15 protein-coding genes and 2 tRNA genes are annotated in these 13,771 nt (G+C 56.8%); 1 reads left to right on the top strand and 16 read right to left on the bottom strand.

What is annotated here, in order from left to right; genetic code table 11:
• Positions 1-45 precede the first annotated feature (45 nt).
• The 14 genes from gpJ to ACMGGK_RS06810 all read right to left on the bottom strand — a co-directional run bounded on the left by gpJ (position 46) and on the right by ACMGGK_RS06810 (position 12,490).
• Complete coding sequence (gpJ, locus tag ACMGGK_RS06875) at positions 46-3,633, bottom strand: TipJ family phage tail tip protein (RefSeq protein ID WP_049300462.1); 3,588 nt, start codon at positions 3,631-3,633, stop codon at positions 46-48.
• 53 nt (positions 3,634-3,686) lie between these two features.
• Positions 3,687-4,313, bottom strand: coding sequence for a tail assembly protein (locus ACMGGK_RS06870; protein ID WP_049300461.1), 627 nt, complete (start codon positions 4,311-4,313; stop codon positions 3,687-3,689).
• A 56-nt stretch (positions 4,314-4,369) separates the two neighbouring features.
• The gene (locus ACMGGK_RS06865) at positions 4,370-4,729 is read right to left on the bottom strand and encodes a hypothetical protein (protein WP_143778336.1); all 360 of its coding nucleotides are present in this window, start codon (positions 4,727-4,729) and stop codon (positions 4,370-4,372) included.
• Between the two features lie 39 nt (positions 4,730-4,768).
• On the bottom strand, positions 4,769-5,473 hold the full coding sequence (locus ACMGGK_RS06860) for a C40 family peptidase (RefSeq protein ID WP_115436311.1): 705 nt from the start codon (positions 5,471-5,473) through the stop codon (positions 4,769-4,771).
• A gap of 9 nt (positions 5,474-5,482) precedes the next feature.
• Entirely contained in the window at positions 5,483-6,235 is a 753-nt protein-coding gene (locus tag ACMGGK_RS06855) for a phage minor tail protein L (RefSeq protein ID WP_162807762.1), read from the bottom strand.
• A gap of 9 nt (positions 6,236-6,244) precedes the next feature.
• On the bottom strand, positions 6,245-6,583 hold the full coding sequence (locus tag ACMGGK_RS06850) for a phage tail protein (protein ID WP_420276771.1): 339 nt from the start codon (positions 6,581-6,583) through the stop codon (positions 6,245-6,247).
• Complete coding sequence (locus ACMGGK_RS06845; RefSeq protein ID WP_143778339.1) at positions 6,583-8,760, bottom strand: phage tail tape measure protein; 2,178 nt, start codon at positions 8,758-8,760, stop codon at positions 6,583-6,585. The genes ACMGGK_RS06850 and ACMGGK_RS06845 overlap by 1 nt, the downstream gene beginning before the upstream one ends.
• 231 nt (positions 8,761-8,991) lie before the next feature.
• Positions 8,992-9,357, bottom strand: coding sequence for a phage tail protein (locus ACMGGK_RS06840; RefSeq protein WP_016926947.1), 366 nt, complete (start codon positions 9,355-9,357; stop codon positions 8,992-8,994).
• Positions 9,358-9,473: 116 nt separating this feature from the next.
• Positions 9,474-9,929, bottom strand: coding sequence for a major tail shaft subunit (locus ACMGGK_RS06835; RefSeq protein ID WP_016926946.1), 456 nt, complete (start codon positions 9,927-9,929; stop codon positions 9,474-9,476).
• Between the two features lie 41 nt (positions 9,930-9,970).
• Positions 9,971-10,363, bottom strand: a complete 393-nt coding sequence (locus ACMGGK_RS06830) for an HK97-gp10 family putative phage morphogenesis protein (RefSeq protein WP_016926945.1) — start codon at positions 10,361-10,363, stop codon at positions 9,971-9,973.
• A complete protein-coding gene (locus ACMGGK_RS06825; RefSeq protein WP_048796965.1) occupies positions 10,360-10,749 on the bottom strand; it encodes a hypothetical protein in 390 nt (129 codons plus the stop codon). The genes ACMGGK_RS06830 and ACMGGK_RS06825 overlap by 4 nt, the downstream gene beginning before the upstream one ends.
• Before the next feature lie 56 nt (positions 10,750-10,805).
• Entirely contained in the window at positions 10,806-11,246 is a 441-nt protein-coding gene (locus ACMGGK_RS06820; RefSeq protein ID WP_016926943.1) for a lysozyme, read from the bottom strand.
• Positions 11,243-11,554, bottom strand: a complete 312-nt coding sequence (locus ACMGGK_RS06815; RefSeq protein WP_028127738.1) for a phage holin family protein — start codon at positions 11,552-11,554, stop codon at positions 11,243-11,245. The genes ACMGGK_RS06820 and ACMGGK_RS06815 overlap by 4 nt, the downstream gene beginning before the upstream one ends.
• 573 nt (positions 11,555-12,127) lie before the next feature.
• On the bottom strand, positions 12,128-12,490 hold the full coding sequence (locus ACMGGK_RS06810) for an antiterminator Q family protein (protein ID WP_016926941.1): 363 nt from the start codon (positions 12,488-12,490) through the stop codon (positions 12,128-12,130).
• Between the two features lie 242 nt (positions 12,491-12,732).
• On the opposite strand from ACMGGK_RS06810, the gene ACMGGK_RS06805 reads away from it, so the two are divergent.
• Complete coding sequence (locus ACMGGK_RS06805) at positions 12,733-13,410, top strand: S24 family peptidase (RefSeq protein ID WP_049299858.1); 678 nt, start codon at positions 12,733-12,735, stop codon at positions 13,408-13,410.
• Positions 13,411-13,485: 75 nt separating this feature from the next.
• Here ACMGGK_RS06805 and ACMGGK_RS06800 read toward each other — a convergent pair.
• Positions 13,486-13,561: transfer RNA gene (locus tag ACMGGK_RS06800), tRNA-Thr, on the bottom strand.
• Between the two features lie 6 nt (positions 13,562-13,567).
• Positions 13,568-13,655: transfer RNA gene (locus ACMGGK_RS06795), tRNA-Ser, on the bottom strand.
• Between the last annotated feature and the right edge of the window lie 116 nt (positions 13,656-13,771).

The raw sequence follows: 13,771 nt of genomic DNA, 5'->3' as shown, positions 1-13,771 counted from the left end.
ATCCTCCTGAATTAGCCAGATAAAACCTCGTTACGGAGGTGATGATTACTCCAGCGCAAAGGCCGTATATTGTGGCGTGGCAAAAATGTTCACAATGAAGGTCGTTGAATGTCCTTGTCCTTGATCGAGTTCTCCTGAAGCAAGCTGCCAAAAGGCAGTCGAAGACTTCCCAATTAATGCATCGACATAAACGATGGATACCGAAGGTTGTCCGCTACCTGAACTGGAACTAACGGGAACCTCTGGCATATAGCCTCCATCGGTTGCATTTTGCCTAACCCCGCCATAACCGTGAGGATAGCCGCGTCCGCTTCTTCTAATTTGAATCTGTCCAAAAACACGAACGGGAATAACATTATTACCGCCAAAACGTAATAACCGACTCTCATTAGTATGATAACCCGTCCAGCTTAACATCGAGCCATCCATGATCGCGCCCTCGATATTTGCGGCGGAAAGTTTTCCCTCAATGGAACAGTTTTCAAGAATTCGACAATTGCCAATCACACCATTTTTAAACTCACCGGTGTCGGCATATATTGCTCCACGGGCGCTAATGTTATTGAATTGTGCCCCACCATCTTTATTTATCGCCCAGCCACGCTGCCCACTTATCCAATTAGAAGACTGGATATGCTGTGCGATCTTTGCGCTATCGATAGTGCCATTGCGAATAAACGCGTCGCTAATAAACACCTGCCCATCCACCACGGCAAACGGCGAATACTGATTGCTGTTGTTGCCGCTCATCAGCACGAACTGATTGGCGTTAAAGCCGACGCGAGTCGTGACAGGCCTGCCGTTTTCCGCCAATACCGCGATCGACATGCCGGCGTTATAGAAGGTGCCGTTCACCCGCACGCCCGCTTTCAGCGTATGGATGGCCGTGGCGCCGTCGGCGTCTACCGTCGCCGTCAGTTTGTCTTCCAGCACCGCCGCCACGTCGTCAATCTGCGCCTGCACTTGGGTTTTCATCTCGGCCAGCCCGCGATCGACCTCCGCGATGGTGGTTTTCACCACCATGATATCGGCGCGCACCGTGCCGTACTGCGCCCACTGGTGATCCACCGTCGCATTGTTTGCCAGCGCATTCTGCAAGATGGCGTCGATGTTGGTGTCGATATCGCCCACTAGCCGCTCGCCGTCTTTCGAGGTCAGAAGATCGTCGCCGATGTTCTCGAGATAATCGCCGGCGTCCGCGTTCGCCTGCCCGGCGCTCCAGCCAGTCCAGTCGCCCTGATTGCCCGTGCGGTCTTGCAGCCGCGCGCGGAACCAGAAGCCCTGTCCCGCCTTCAGCCCGGCCATAGCGTGGGTGTGCAGCGGATACGGGATATCAGCCAGCAGCATCGCGTTATTTCCGGCCGCGTTGTCCGCATACTGAATTTCGGTCTTGAGCGTATCTTCAGCGCCGGTAGGGAACGCCCAGTCGAGCTGGATGCCCCACAGCAAAGGCGATGCCTTGAAGCCGACCGGCATCGGCGGTTTACCCTCTTTGCCCTTGAGGTAGGTTTCCATCGACGTCGCCCAGATAGACGATACGTCACTGGCGTTGATGGCCCGCACCCGCACCCGATAACGACCGGCGTAAATCCCCGGCACTTCAAAGCCGAGCGCCGAGGTGCGCGGCACCGACACCCAGTTGCCGTTATCTTTGCGCCATTCCGCCTCATAGGCGATGGCATTTTCAACCGCGCCCCAGGCGGCGCGCAGGGTGGTAATGGCGATACCCTGACTCACCGAGGAGTAGCTGTCGATGGTGATGTTTTTCGGCGGCGCCTGCACGCCGGGCGGAATGATGGAGATCGGACGATCGTCGATACGCGCGCCGGTATCGATGCGGGCGTACTTGTTCGGATCGTGTTCCGCGGCGTTGACGGTATAGGTGTTATCGCCGTTGTCGGCGATGCCCACCACGCGGTAAAGCTGCACCGCCAGATCGTCCGCATCGATGGACCAGGCCGCTTCCGGCGCCGGCGTCTCGCTATAGGCGGTAGTGACGGTCACTACGCGATCATTCACCGCCTGCACGGTGCGCGCCTGCGCTTTACCTGAAGGCAGGTTAACGATCAGGCGATCGCCGGCTTTAGCGCCCGGCCTCCTGTCCAACGTCAGTTTACGTCCGTCCACGCCGCTGAGGCGCCCGCCAATCACTCGTCCGGCCAGCATCTGGTCCGCCACGCCGACGATATGCCCCGGCATGGGGATCATACCGTCCAGCCCCACGGAGAAGCTGACCGTACGATCCTTGCTGTTGGTCAACAGCGCCCAGCGGCCGCGGCGGTTCGCTTCGCTCGGCGTGGTGCAGCCAATGGCCGTCAGTTCGGTCTGGTTCACGTCGTAGCGGCGCACCAGATCGCTGTCGAATACCGCCTCTATCGCATCGGCGTAATGGTTGCCCGGATCGGACCAACTGACCATCGCGGTGCTGTAGCGGGTGCGCTCGCTGGCGGACGAGTAGGTAAACTTGCCGTCGATCACGTTGGCGCGGGTGTAGGTGAAGTCCATATCGCGCGGCATGTCCGCCAGGGCGACCATTTGGTTTTGCCCCCAATAGGTCATGCCGCGGAAGATGCCGGCCAAATCGCTCAGCACCGTCCAGGCCTCTTCCCGCGACTGCAGATAAACGTTGCAGGTAAAGCGCGGCTCCATGCCCTCGCCGCCGCGCCCGTCCGGCACCGGCTGATCGCAATACTGCGCGATGCGATACAGCTCGGACTCCGAGACCTGGGAAGCGTCGATGCGGTCGCCCAGGCCGAAACGCTCGGCCAAAATAATGTCGTAAAACACCCACGCCGGGTTGTCGCTGTAGGCCCACTTAAAGCCGCCGCTCCAGATGCCGGTATAGCTGCGCGTTTGCGGATCGTAATTGTCCGGCACGCGGATCAGGCGGCCGCGCGGTTTGCAGCTGATCTTCGGGATGTTGGGGAACTGCTTTGAGTCGAACTCCACGTAAAGCAGCGCAGTGTTCGGATAGCGCAGCTTGGCGTCAATGATTTCGGTCAGCGCCTCGATGTTCATGCGGTCGGCGATCCGGGCGCTGTTGGCGTTAGGCGTCAACCGGCGCACGCGCAGCTGCCATCCCGTGGTGGCCTTCGGCAAATTGATGCGATGCGAGCGTTCATACAGCGAGGTGGTTTTATCGTCGATCGCCGCCGTTAACACCTCCTGGTAACTGCCGCCGTCGGTCGCCACGTCGATGGCGTACTCGATGCGATAGCCGTTGACGTCGCCGTTGTCCGCCTGCTTTTGCAGCATGGGCCACCCCAGGCGCAGGCGGACGGCGGAAAGTTGCAGGTTAGAGACGGAGCGCACCCACGGCGCGCCGCTTTTCAGTTCGCTGCCGACCGAGATCTCATTTTCAACGGCGGGAATGCCCTGGATATATTCCTGCGCCTGCGAGCCAGGGCGGAACTCCCAGCGGAAACCGGGAAAGTTTTCCGTTCCGTCGCTGCTCAGCACCGGCGTACCGTCAACAAAAATGTTTGTGCCATCCAGCCCGCCGGCAAATTCTCCTTCGCCCAATGCGAACAACATCTTCGCTCTGGCGATCGACTGAATGCTGTCCGGCGATTCTACCGGCGTGTGGCCGCCACCGCCGCCGCCTTTTCGCCCACGGATCATGTTCTGTGCCATATTTCGCCCATAAAAAAAGCCGCTATTGCGGCTGTCTGTTCAAACGGATGTCGTTATTGCTGGTCTTCGGTATAAATGCCTGCGGAGATAATCGCCCCGCCAATTTCACGCGTGCCGTACAGCACGCCGACGGGATTGCCCTGCGCCGTGGTGTTGACCGGCCCGCCAAAGGCATAGCTCGGTTTATTTTCCGGGCCTTGCCGCATGCGCAGCCCGCCCATTTGCGGGGAAAGCATTTGGAGGATGCCGCCGAGGGCCATGGAAGCACCGGCCATCGCCGCCATGCCAGTTCCCCCACCCGCCGTAAATGCCCCCATGGCACCAGCCGCAGTCCCCGCTGAAACATACATAGCCACGGCAACCAGCGCCACGCCCAACACGGTCTGGAATAAGCCTGCGCGCTTGCTGCCAATCACGACGGGAACAAGGTGAATATCTTCCGAGCCTTTGGTGAACTCCAACTCATCCTGTCCGACATTGCGTTTACCAACGAAAATAGAAAATGTCAGGCCGCGTTTGTGCGCTTCAAGCATGTAGCGTTCGAAACCTGGCAATAAGTTCTTCATTGCATCAATAGCCTTGGGTACCGTCGTAGCCCGATATTTGAACTCTCTCCCAAAAGCGTTGATCAACGGTCCGTGAAATCTTACCGTTCTGAGTGGAATTTCAATTAACGACATGTAATTATCCCCATAAAAAAGCCATCAATTGATGGCTTTGATTACTATGTTCGTTTTTACAAACATGATTTAATATCTGCTATTACTTCATCATTTCTATACGTTAGCATTCCGAGCATTGGTCTCGAACCTTCACCACGATATATAACCTTGCTGCCTAATGTCTCTGGTATAATGTCAATATAGTCACCGCCATTAATCAGAGCTAAAGAAACACCACCGTCCCTGGCTGGCTTTTCTGTTGTTTCAATTCGTAGCATATTAAACGTTCTCATGTCTGATTTATCAGCGATGCAAACGGATAAATTCTTTACATCCTTTTTAGATGTAAACTCAGCAGTAACCTTTTTTGTTAGTTCTGGATTTGCGCAACCTGTCAGCATCAGCAACGTGATGAGTAATAGGAGTTTTTTCATCAGTAATCCCTCTGTTATTTTTTTCATCTTAACAGAGAATTACATCATTTTTCTATGCCGCAACACCTTCACCGTCCGCTCCTTCCAATAACCACCATAAGGCACCCGCTGGCTAAGCATGCCGTACATATGGTGCAGCAACAGGCCATCTGCCAGCAGAATGCCGGCGTGGTTGGCCACCGGCGCCGAAACCTGCATGATCGCCATGTCGCCTGGGCGCGGCGGGCCATCGAACTCGCGAAAGCCGCAGGCATGCCAGTTATCCAGATAGCGGTTTTCACCCCGCTCCCACCACGGGTAATCAACGCGGTAATCCTGGAGCGTTATGCCGTGTTCCTGGCGGAAATAGCTCATGACCAGCCCCCAACAGTCGGTATGCCCCAGCACGAACTGGCGACCCACCAGCGGCAGTTCGCCGCGCGGCAAAATGGTGCGCAAATCCCCCTCCGGCCAGCTGGCTATCGCCCAGGGCAACTCCATCGCGTCGCACTGCGCCTTGTCCAGCTCACTCGGCTGCGTGGTGGCGTCCGGGTGGCTGTGCACAATGAGGGTGATGGTGCCCCATTCGGCGGCGGCCACGTAGTCTTCCGGCGCCAGATGAAACTGCTCGGTGGGGTTGTCCGCCAGGTTGCGACACGGGAAATAGCGCTCCACGCGGGATTTTTGCGCCACCACGCCGCAGCATTCGCGCGGGTACTCGGCCTTGGCGTGCGCCATAATGGCCGCCGCGGTTTTTTCTTTCATACTCGCCCCCTACTGCCGGATTAACGCCGCGCCCGGGAAGCCGCCAAACGGCAGCGGCTCATGCTCGCCAAAGCGTTTCTGACAGTCGCTCAGCAGCCCGCCGCAGCGATCTTGACTCGGGTCCTCCACCGGGTTGCCTTTGTCGTCAAAGTAACGGCTACCGGCGTAATCGCAGCCCTTGCCGGTGCGATAGTCGCCGCGCGAGCACCAGGTGCACAGGCTGTGGATTTGCCGGGTCGGAATGCGCAACCCCCGCAGATCCGCCGGGCTGGAGAGTTCGAACTCCACCGCCTCGTCGCTTTCCGTCGCCTTGCGATCGATGTAGAACACCTGCAGCTTTTCCTGCAGCGGATCGGCCGAAGAGTTTCCCTGCGGGAAATTACGGGCGTCAAGGTAGTGCACCAGCGTGTCGTGGATCCGCACCTTGGCCTGCGCCATGTCCTCAAACTGCAGGCAGAGCGCGCTGATCAGGCCGTTGATATTGGCGACCGACAGCTTGGGCGCGTTGCCCTGGCTGTCGGCGGAAATCTCCAGCCCTTCAATGCTAAACGGCCACGGGCCGTACTCCTGCCCCTGCCACCAGACCGATTTCGCCGGCAGTTTGCTTTCATCACCGCCCGCAGCGGCCAGCTCTTGCGGCGTAAACGGCAGGGTATCGCAATGAAAGCGCAGAATATCGGCGCCAAACCGGGTGCCGTCCACCTCAATCAGGCGGATGCGGTTGCCCGGCTCCAGCTTTTGCAAATCTGAATTCAGCATCATCTCCCCCGATTAAACGTGAAAGGCCTCGGTAAACGTGGCCGTCAGTGAATAGTTGCCCCCGCCCATCGCGACCGGCTTATAACCCTCGCAGCGGTAAAGGCCGGGAACCTGCGTCGGTGGCGTCCATTGGAAGGACTTCACCCCATGATGATTTTCCAGAAAGACGATGATCGGCGTGATGTAGTCATACTTGCCGACAAAGGTCAGATCCCAGGAGCGCACGATCGGGTTAATGCCGTCGCCGGAGACCTGCGCATAGCCGTCGCCGAACTGCGCCTTTCTGACGCGAAAGCGCGTATCGCCGGCGGCATTGACGCGCGCCGGAAATTCAAATGTCTGAATGCCCATTACATCCCCTTGATTGCTTTCCAAATCGGCTGGCCCGGCATCAGGTTGCGGTTGATCACCTTCTGGCTTTCCTGCGCGGCGATATTGCCCATCCGTTTACCGAACTCGCCCCATCCCGGATCGGCCTGCGAACTGACGTTGCCGCCGTTCTCGATGGTGATGTAGACATTCGGCGCCGCCGCAGACTGTTGGCCACCGCCGATCGCCCGCACGCCGAGCGAACCGTCCGCGCCGCGTTTGAGCGGCATAATGGCCTCCGGCCCGGCTTCGCCCATCAAGCCGGCACCTCTGGCGAACGCGAACAACGTGGGATTGCTGACGATCTGGCCGCTGAATGCGCTCAGCGAAGGCGAGGCGTATACGCCGCCCTTGGCGTTGGGGAACATCGGCACAGGCCCCGGATCGTTACCGGTAGGCAAAAAGAAACTCATACCGGTTTTAAGGGCGTTAAACATCGCCATCTTAATCATCATACCGGTTAGGTCGGTCAGGATGGATTTGGCAAAATCACCGAAACTGGCTTTACCGACGGTGACAAAGTTAGTCAAGGCGTTGGCCATGCCATCAAACGTTTGGGTCGTTATGTTTTTGACTTGCTCAAAAACGTTACCGCTATCACCCGTCCAGGCAAACAGGCCCTTTTTCAACCCGGCGACATAATCCCCTTTAATCGCCGCTTTTTTCTGTTCGGCATCGCGAACAATATCCAGTTGGCGTTGCTGTTCACTCGCGAGAATGTCTGCCTGTTGCACATATTGCTCGGAGTTTTTATCTGCCACTTCCTTGTCCAACTGCAAGCGACGTTGATGGAACGACTCTCTGATCTGCTGCTCTGCGACCATTTGATCATAAGCTTCAGGCGACAAAGTCATTTGTGCGTTCCGGTTAGAGTACTCCAGCTGTTTCGCGTCGGTTTCGACTTTCAAACGCTGGCGCATATTTTCTTGCTGCTGTGCCAGACTGGCGATCTGATATTCGCGTTCGTTCGACAGACGCTTACCATAAAGCGTTTTCAGTTCTTCGCTGGCCTCCTGCTCTTTACGTACCGTCGTCTGCCCAGGAGCGTACTGTTCCGCGAGTTGTTGAAGCAGCTGCATGTACTGCTCCTGCTGCTTTTCTTGTCTACTCTTATCTGCCCCTGACCTACCAGCAGGAGTGACAGCAGCTGGATCATCTTTAGGCTGATCGGGAGCTATCATTGCATTAACATCAGATTGAAACTGGCTAATACGTTGACCAAGCTCTGTATAAGCCAAAAAGCGAGCATCATTTACATTGTCAAGATTGCGTTTAGCTTTTTCGATGGCCTTATCCATCGACTCCATTTCCGCCGCCGTTCTGGTCAATTCGTCCTTCCGATCCTCCGGCTTACCAAACAAGACACTGCCAATCCACCCTGCTTTATTAGCCTGCTCTATCCGTGTTTTCAGATATGTTTCATTACGTTGCAGCTGCTTTTTTTCATCAAAAAGCTTCTGAAGCTGATCTCTATAATCCAGTTGCTTTACAGCTAATTGTTTATTAGACATCTTAGCCAATGTCGGGACGGTCTCTATTACAGCATCTTTCAATGCCAAAGCCGATTGACGTGCTAATTTGTTTTGCTCATGGAAGTACAGCATCGCCAATCCCGCCTGTATGGCGACACCGATCGGGCCGCCAAGCACACCCAGCGCGACATTGGCGACACGAGACGCCGCGCCGACGCCCGATGTGGCCTGAGCCGCCCCGCGCGCCGCCGCCGCCTGATCGCGCCAGGCCGCCGCGCTGTCATTCAGGCCACCGGCCAGTTTCAGCATCTCCTCCGCCCGGCTGCCACCTTCGCCGGAAGCGCTGCTCGCCTGGCGAGCCGCGTCGTCCAACTGTTTCATCTGCGCCGTCGCGGCGACGGTGATGGACGCGAGTTCGGTGAGCGCCTGCCCATACTGGCGCGAGGTGGCTGCGAGGCCCTGCAGCGACAGCTCAACGCCGGCCAGCCCCGCCAGTTTCCCCGCCAGGCCGCCAAGCGTGCCACCGATGCGTTGATACGACTCGTCGGTCTTCTTCGCGTCCTGCTGAGCCTGGCGGTTAAATTTGGCGGATTGTTCCCCGGCGGTACGGTAAGCCGCCGTCAGTTTGTTTTTAAAGTTGGTGTCATTCAGTTGCAACCCGACGACCAACTGTGCGGTATCAGCCATTTCCCAGCACTCGCATAACGTCAGCACACTGCATATCAATACTGCTTTGAGCGGGCTGACCGGATTGATGAACGGGGGCACTCTCCGCCGCATCGGCCGTCATGCCTTGCAGTTTGAAGTATGCCCGCCAGTGATTCAGGATGTGCGCCGGCATCGCGGCGATCTTGCGAGGATCCGACTCACCCCAGCGATCGGCCAGTTGGAACACCAACATCAGCCAGGGCGAGTCAGTCAGTTTTTTTCCGCTTCCTCCAGGCTGCCGACCGCATGGCGCTTGACGGCGCCGATGGCTTCGACCAGCGTCGGGTTGTCGTGCGCCGCCAGCAGATCGTCTACGCTCGGCAAGGCGCCGGCCGGGATGCGTTTGCCGTCCGGCGTCATCAGGCAAGACAGCAGAAGCTGCACGTTGAGCTGCGCGGCTTTGTTCATGTCACCGCTGTCGATGGCGGCCTTCATGCCGTCTTCGTTTTCCTGCAGTTCCGCGGCTTTCAGGCGACGGATAAAGGCTTTGGCGCCAAAGATCTGCGTTTCAATCACGTGATCGTCGGATTTCAGCAGCGCCGCTTTCAGCGCTTTCAGATCGTATTTCTCACTCATCGGTTTTTCCTTGTTCAATTCGGTTTACTCTGTAATAAGCAGGTTGCCGCAGGCCACATGGCCCGCGGCGGAAGCGTTCGCCTTCAGGCGTTAACCTGCGGCAAACCGCCAATGGATCACACTTTCGGGGTGACCGAGCCCCAGGTGTTACTGTTTTGCTTGCCCTGGACGGTAATCTGAATGACTTCGCTCGCCGGGGCGGTGATCTCATTCATTTTCCAGCCGGACAGCGACAGGATGGAGGTGGAGGTGCGGCCATTTGGCAGCTCGACGTAGAACTGCACCGTTTCGCGCTTGTCCGCCGCATTCAGCAGCGCCGCGAAATCGGCGTTGGACGGATCGTCGATGAAACCGATGGACTTCTCCGCGCCCTCCGGCAGGTCGGAAATAAACTGCTTGGCGGTATCCAGCAGCGTGGTGCAATCGACAAAACCGCCGGTTTGCCCCATTTCACCTACCGCTTTACAGTTGGTCAGCGCCTTCATGGCCGTCGGTGCAGCCCCAACGGTGCCCCATTTGACGATAGTGCCGGCAGGCAGCATGGCGTATTCTGGCGAGGTTTTATCAGCCATAGTTTTTCTCTCTCTTTTTTGATGAAGGATGGTAGCGGTCGCTACCGGTTTTCGATGCCATAGCGGACGTTAGCCGCCAGGATGCGTAACACTTGGTGCTTATGGTGATCCAGCGCAGGGCGAATAAACGGGGCGGCGGCTTGCGTTGCCGTGCCGTACTCCTGCGCCAGAGCTCTGTGGTAATGCTGTTTACTGGGGCCGACACGCAACGTCACCGCGTTCCATCCGGTAACGGCCGGGCGTATCGCGATGCCGGCGCTCAGCGAGGGTTCGCTGTTTGACGCCCCCCGCTCGGCGCACTGCCGCATCGTGCTAAGTAGCGGCGCCAGCGCGGCGTGGCCGGCCTCCGGCAGAATGTGACTGGCGACCTCGCGCCGAATCGCTTCCAAGCGGCGAGTCAATTCCGCCATGCCGGTAACGTTTATGGCGATCACGCCGCCACCTCGGAATGGGTGATGAGGTAATCGCGCGCCATCCGATACTGGACGCGGTTATCCGCCAGGGGCGTGGCGCTCTGCAAAAGGGTGCTGCGCGTAACCGCCTGTACCGGCCATTCGCCGATATGACCATGTCGAACCCCTTCCCAAGCGTTCAAAACCGCTTTATCCAGAGCGATCAGCCGGGAGTAATCGTCGATCACGTACAGCACGATCTGAAAACGGCTCTGCACCAGCGAGCTGTCAACCAGACCGGTGTTCACTTTCAGATCGCTGATCTTCTGATAGGTCACGCCTTCTTGCTGCGGATCCGGCAGGATCAGCGGATGAACCGCCAGATGGGTTAGCGCGGCCAGCGAGCGTTGGATTTCATCTTCAATCATTTGGGCAAGGTCTCCGTCGTTTTGAGGGGGAATCGTTTTACAGACGCATTCAGGCATCAGGTAAGGAACAGCGCGCGTTCCGCCGCACGCCGAGCAACCAGCCCATCGAGCCGCACACCGCCCGCATTCACCCATCGGCCGAACTGGTCGGCCGCACCCTGCCGATCGCCGGCGTTCAGCCGGCGCAGCAGCGTCGAGTTCTCCAGCGCGCGCAGACCCAGGTTATAGGCGAAGCTCACCAGCGCATCGAACTGCCCCTGCGTGATCGTCACCGCCACCAGCCGTTCGACGCCCCGTTCGAATTGGGCGACACCGCACACCAGCAAACGCTCGGCCGTTGCGACATCGATCGCCATGCCGGCCCCAACTTTTCGTCCCGCTACCGGTTGAGTCCACCCGTAGCCGATGGTCCAAACGCCGACCGAGTCCTGATAAGCCTGCAAACGCAGGCCTTCGAAACGCTTAATCAGCGCCATGCCATCATCACTTATCTTCATTGGTTTCCTCCTGACGCTTTATTGAGAAATCGGCGTTCCAATGCCTTGATCAGCGATGCTCCCGACCACCCCGCCATGCCGCATACGCCGCCCATCACCTCCGAAGGCCAGTCGTAATGCAGCGCAATCATCACCATGGTCAAGCCGGCGAAAATAGAGACGAACAACTGCAAAAACAGCGTCCTCCAGCTAAAGGTTTCGCCGTTCAAAACCTTGAAGGAATAGCTGGCGATCGCCCCCAGCAGCGTCATGCCGAAAGCAAGCAGCATTGAAAGGATGTTTGGTTCATTTTTCCAAGGCATAATCATCACCCTCCCCTTACCGGGGCATAGCCCGATCGTCGGGAGTCATGGAAAAGAGCGGCTAAATGCGGCGCCCCTCTCCGTCATTCCTGTTCCATTTAAATAAGCGGCCATTTACGCTGTCGAAAATGGCTTATCCGTTCTGCTCAACCTGAGAAGAGAAATAAGGATTGCGCCGTTTTATAAATGAGAAGGATTAGCCTCCGGCCGTGATCATTCAACGATAGTCATTATTCAGTGAGTGATTGACCGTTTTGACAAGGAGGCTAAAAATGAAAAACCCCGCCGGAGCGAGGTTTAGTTATCATGCGGCGGCGCCGGCAACGACTCAGTTTTATCAGATTACGCGTTTATTTGCGTACGCGTGAGTCTTTTATTATAAAAAAACAAAACCCCGCTGGAGCGAGGTTTGGCTATCGTGCGGCGGCGCCGGTAACGACTCAGTTTTATCAGGTTACGCGCTTATTTGCGTACGCGTGAGTCTTTTTTTAAATTATTGCAACGCGCATACGCTATTATTATTCCTGATGTCACAATGAAACGAGAAATAAACCCTCATCAACTTCAACGGCAGCAGTTTCAGCGATCCATAGTCAACTTTATATCCAACATCGCCAGGCATCCCCCGATGAACCCTTCCGCCGTTTGCATCTCTTTGCGTATCGTACCGTCTGAACATTTCCTTTTCAGGGCGATCTTACGCAGAGATATACCATAAACATGGTGGGCAATGATGAGATCGAACTCTTCGGGTTTGTATTTCTTCAATCTGCCCACGCAACCGTCGATCACCAGGCCATCATCATCGCAACAGGAACGCTCGCCTTTCGATTTATAGGACAACAGCCCTCTGAACCCGGCAGCAATGGGGGAATAATCGATGCCGCTATTATCCCTGGCCCATACGCCCCACCGCTCCAACACTTCATTCATATCTCTCATGCTTCCACCTCCTTTGGGCGTTTGCCACATCGCCAGGGCTCCATGTCGTTGACCGACGTCGGTCGAGCCGCTCTTCTGCTCGGCGTGCGCCAACACGCAACAACCGCTCCGCCCGGCGTGCTCGCCGAGGGCATTACACCAAATACTGTATAAATAAACAGTATCCAAGTATACCCAGAGGTATCTTTTTTTCAATAGCGAAAATCCATTTACCTGCAGGTAAATTTAGGTACGATGGCCTCATGAAAAACGAGCAAAAAATGCACCTCCAGGAGATGCGGCGAGAGCGCCTGATCATCCTGATCGATAACCTCGGCGTCGGGGGGCAAAAGCGCCTTGCGGAGGCGCTCGGTATTGCCGCTGACTATGTCTCTCGCCTGCTCTACCCGCCGGGCAAGAAAGGCAAAAAGGGCATCAGTGGCGACATGGCGCGAAGGATTGAACAGTACTTCGCCGTGCAAATCGGCTGGCTGGATGGCCTGGAGCAAATCGGGCTACGCCCCGTCAGGCAGAAGACTTCGCAGGCCTTGGGTAAAACGCTGCCGCTGCTAACGTGGACATTGCCGTTGTCTCATGAACAGCTGCGCAAAGGAACGACCGTCCACTACCCGGCGATGGTGCAATGCAGCGCTCAGGCCTACTGGTTGCCGGTGCGGGATAACACGATGAACGGCTCTGCCGGCGCCAATTACCCAAAGGGCGCCTTGATACTTGTCGAACCCGTTACTGCCGGCATAACCGAGCTCGTGTCCGGCGATAAGGTGATAGCGAAACGCTGTGACAGCGCGGAGCTCGTCTTTAGAAGGTATGTCGAGGAAGCCGGGCATCGATGGCTTAAGGGAAGCATGCCGGGTTGCCCGGCGCAGAATGCCGATGAGTACGCGATTATCGGGGTGGTGCTTGGCGCCTGGCTGCCCTAGTCCCTGCGCGCCGCGTTGAGAACCGCGTAAAGCAAAAAACCGCCAACCTTGCGGCTGGCGGTTTTTTGGCACTCATGGTGCCGGCTACCGGAATCGAACTGGTGACCTACTGATTACAAGTCAGTTGCTCTACCTACTGAGCTAAGCCGGCTGAATTTGGCGGAAGGACAGAGATTCGAACTCTGGGAGCTGTTACACTCGACGGTTTTCAAGACCGTTGCCTTAAACCACTCGGCCATCCTTCCAATGGGCGCTGATATTAGCGATACCGTTATGAAATGTCTATCATTTTGATGCAAAAAAATGGCATGGGCGGTGCGGTTGCCTAAACTTCAAGCCTTAAACGCTTAAAAAATGAAAA

Origin of the sequence: Serratia sp. BNK-33-b (genome assembly GCF_048684565.1) — a bacterium.
GTDB lineage: Bacteria > Pseudomonadota > Gammaproteobacteria > Enterobacterales > Enterobacteriaceae > Serratia > Serratia marcescens.
Note: the sequence above shows the minus strand (reverse complement) of the source record. Positions and strands in the feature narration are given on the sequence as shown.

Bases quoted from the DNA above. Each gene is read 5' to 3' on its own strand.
- gpJ (WP_049300462.1), bottom strand. From the start codon at position 3,633: ATGGCACAGAACATGATCCGTGGGCGAAAAGGCGGCGGCGGTGGCGGC.
- ACMGGK_RS06870 (WP_049300461.1), bottom strand. From the start codon at position 4,313: ATGTCGTTAATTGAAATTCCACTCAGAACGGTAAGATTTCACGGACCG.
- ACMGGK_RS06865 (WP_143778336.1), bottom strand. From the start codon at position 4,729: ATGAAAAAACTCCTATTACTCATCACGTTGCTGATGCTGACAGGTTGC.
- ACMGGK_RS06860 (WP_115436311.1), bottom strand. From the start codon at position 5,473: ATGAAAGAAAAAACCGCGGCGGCCATTATGGCGCACGCCAAGGCCGAG.
- ACMGGK_RS06855 (WP_162807762.1), bottom strand. From the start codon at position 6,235: ATGATGCTGAATTCAGATTTGCAAAAGCTGGAGCCGGGCAACCGCATC.
- ACMGGK_RS06850 (WP_420276771.1), bottom strand. From the start codon at position 6,583: ATGGGCATTCAGACATTTGAATTTCCGGCGCGCGTCAATGCCGCCGGC.
- ACMGGK_RS06845 (WP_143778339.1), bottom strand. From the start codon at position 8,760: ATGGCTGATACCGCACAGTTGGTCGTCGGGTTGCAACTGAATGACACC.
- ACMGGK_RS06840 (WP_016926947.1), bottom strand. From the start codon at position 9,357: ATGAGTGAGAAATACGATCTGAAAGCGCTGAAAGCGGCGCTGCTGAAA.
- ACMGGK_RS06835 (WP_016926946.1), bottom strand. From the start codon at position 9,929: ATGGCTGATAAAACCTCGCCAGAATACGCCATGCTGCCTGCCGGCACT.
- ACMGGK_RS06825 (WP_048796965.1), bottom strand. From the start codon at position 10,749: ATGATTGAAGATGAAATCCAACGCTCGCTGGCCGCGCTAACCCATCTG.
- ACMGGK_RS06820 (WP_016926943.1), bottom strand. From the start codon at position 11,246: ATGAAGATAAGTGATGATGGCATGGCGCTGATTAAGCGTTTCGAAGGC.
- ACMGGK_RS06815 (WP_028127738.1), bottom strand. From the start codon at position 11,554: ATGATTATGCCTTGGAAAAATGAACCAAACATCCTTTCAATGCTGCTT.
- ACMGGK_RS06810 (WP_016926941.1), bottom strand. From the start codon at position 12,490: ATGAGAGATATGAATGAAGTGTTGGAGCGGTGGGGCGTATGGGCCAGG.
- ACMGGK_RS06805 (WP_049299858.1), top strand. From the start codon at position 12,733: ATGAAAAACGAGCAAAAAATGCACCTCCAGGAGATGCGGCGAGAGCGC.